Consider the following 2,317-nt stretch of genomic DNA (forward strand, 5'->3'; position numbering starts at 1 on the left):
TGAAAGCCTCTTGTTGTCTGGCTTCGACTACTGCCTATTTCCGATTAAGTCTAGTATCTCAAATGTCAACAGAACCTAGAAACGCGATCGCAACCGCACTATACGCCACCAGAAACTACAGCGAAGACAAAGCCTCCTTTGAATGGGTGAATTTTCAATTCATGCTGATTCCTGAGTATTGGGAGGAACCCGAATTAACCGAGGATTTTCGCAGCTTCGTGAAGGCTATTCGCTCTCGTACCAAGAACTGAAGCGGATTGAGAAAGCCGCGATCGCGCCTCTAAAATTCGGGTTTGAATGTCAACATTTGTCAACATCCCCTCGCCGATCGCGCCTCTCAAATCCGGTTTTGAATCTCAAGTTTTCTCAAGTTCTGTTCACCGATCGATCTTGCTGTTTTCTCGCTGTAATCCTCACGGATAGGCAGTTACCGCCTTAGTAAGTAGCTATACTCCCCGGCGTCGAAGTTTCTCGCGCCATTGCTGCAATTCTGCGATCGTGTCCCTCAGTTCCGCCAGCTTTTCAGCCTGGTCAAGTTGCTGCTGTTCGATCGCGTCCAACCGAGAAAGCGGTGCATCGTCGGACCCCAACCCTAAATAGTTCTTGATCGCGGTCTCGACAATCTTTGATGCAGTGCTGTGGGTGCTTTCTGCCAAGTGATCGATCTGCTGTTTGACTTCTGAAGCCACACGGCAAGCGATCGTTGGCTTTGGCTCGCTCATGCCTCATCTCCCAAAACCTTCGTGATTGCATAAGCACCCCGACAAGCGCTCATCGGAAGAGTGATCGACCAAGAGGTCACGCGATCGCCCTGCTTGGATTCGGTGACGATCGCTTTGCCGTTTGAGCGTTTGACGATTTGACTGGCAACACCCGCCCGATCGGTGTAGATGCGAACCTCTGAAATTTCGTAGTCGTAACAAATATTTGTCTCTGCCATAAGAAAACTTGAAAGAATGCTTTAACTTTTGCTCGGAGGGTAAGTGCTAATCAACGCTGAAATGTAAACGGTGTAAACTTTGTTGACAGCAATTATCAATAAAAAAGCTGATTTTTAGGCTGCTCCCTACTAATGGCTGAAACCCAGTAAACTCGTTGCTCTACTTCCCGAAAAAGTACCCTTTTCCGGGAAGTAAGGATAGAATGAGAATGCAAGCGCTACAAAAAGCACCCTAATGCCTGAGACTGCCACTCGCCCCGTGAGGCTGAAAAATTCCCATTACCGCAGTCGTGAATATTTATCCTCGTCGGAAGTGAATCGACTGTTACAAGCGGCATCCTTGGGGAAGTCGAGACAACCCGATCGCGACTATGCATTAGTCTTGATGCTTTTTAGACATGGGCTGCGAGCCAACGAAGCTTCTAATTTGAAATGGGACGCTATTTCGTTCGACGATCGTAGTATTTGGATCACCCGAAGTAAGAAGGGGATTTCTGGTAGCCACGATTTGCAGGCAGATGAAATCGAGGCACTCGAAGCAGTTCGCAAGCGATTTCCTAACGGAGCTTATGTTTTCCAGTCGGAACGAGGCTCACGGCTTCACGAGGATACAATAGCGTCGATCGTGGAAGTTGCGGCATCGAGGCAGAGTTTGACGTGAAGATTCACCCGCATATGCTACGCCATTCTTGCGGCTTTCATCTGGCGGAGCAAGGCATCCCGGCATACGACATTAAAAGCTATTTGGGGCATCGCAACATCCAAAGCACCGATCGCTACATTGCTGCCAGTAAGCACCGATTCAAGAAGATCACTTGGGATTGATCCTTTGATCACTTGGGAGGTATCTCCCAACAAAGAACTATTCCCCGGAATTCCAATGATTGTGCTGTTTTATCTAGGGCTTGCTTGTCTCAAATAAAACTTAATGAATTCCATTTAAATCAGTGCTGAATAAATAGGTAAAGACGTAAAGATTTCGAGACTTGAAGGCTGTGAGCGCCTGAAAAACTAACCGCAACACTAGGAGCGCTCTGAAAAGGTACACCTAAGCTCACAGGAACTTACCCCCCCCATGATTTCAGAATCTCACCAGCAACCTACCATAGCCGAAAAAACTTCTCGTGACCTAGTACTCAGCGGTTTTGCAGGACTATTTACGGGAGGATTGATCGGAGCCCCACTTAGTATTGGGTCCTATCTGTTATGGCGCAAGGTTGGTATAAAAGGTGCAAGCCGCTGGTGGGCGTGGGCAGCGACGGGGGTAATCGGGGTTCCGGTTAGCTGGGGCGTAACAGTTGCGATCGTTCATCCTTCAGCCCCACAAACAGCCCCACAAACAGCCCCACGGCAGCAGGCGGCTACGCAGACACAATC

At 48.7% G+C, this 2,317-nt stretch carries 3 protein-coding genes and 2 pseudogenes; 3 read left to right on the forward strand and 2 right to left on the reverse strand.

Annotated elements, in window-relative coordinates:
- A pseudogene (locus tag AC5I6P_RS06395) lies at positions 1 to 251 on the forward strand (hypothetical protein); the annotation flags it as partial.
- A gap of 195 nt (positions 252 to 446) precedes the next feature.
- Here the strand turns inward: AC5I6P_RS06395 and AC5I6P_RS06400 are convergent.
- Both AC5I6P_RS06400 and AC5I6P_RS06405 read right to left on the reverse strand, forming a co-directional pair.
- Positions 447 to 722 (reverse strand): ribbon-helix-helix domain-containing protein, encoded by a 276-nt coding sequence (locus AC5I6P_RS06400; RefSeq protein ID WP_495692919.1) that lies wholly within the window; start codon positions 720 to 722, stop codon positions 447 to 449.
- On the reverse strand, positions 719 to 940 hold the full coding sequence (locus AC5I6P_RS06405) for a hypothetical protein (protein WP_495692920.1): 222 nt from the start codon (positions 938 to 940) through the stop codon (positions 719 to 721). The genes AC5I6P_RS06400 and AC5I6P_RS06405 overlap by 4 nt, the downstream gene beginning before the upstream one ends.
- Positions 941 to 1,175: 235 nt before the next feature.
- On the opposite strand from AC5I6P_RS06405, the pseudogene AC5I6P_RS06410 reads away from it, so the two are divergent.
- A pseudogene (locus AC5I6P_RS06410) lies at positions 1,176 to 1,765 on the forward strand (tyrosine-type recombinase/integrase).
- A 250-nt stretch (positions 1,766 to 2,015) separates the two neighbouring features.
- Positions 2,016 to 2,317: hypothetical protein (locus tag AC5I6P_RS06415; protein WP_495692921.1), on the forward strand; the 302-nt coding region annotated here is incomplete at its 3' end.

Source organism: Myxacorys sp. (assembly GCF_059501405.1).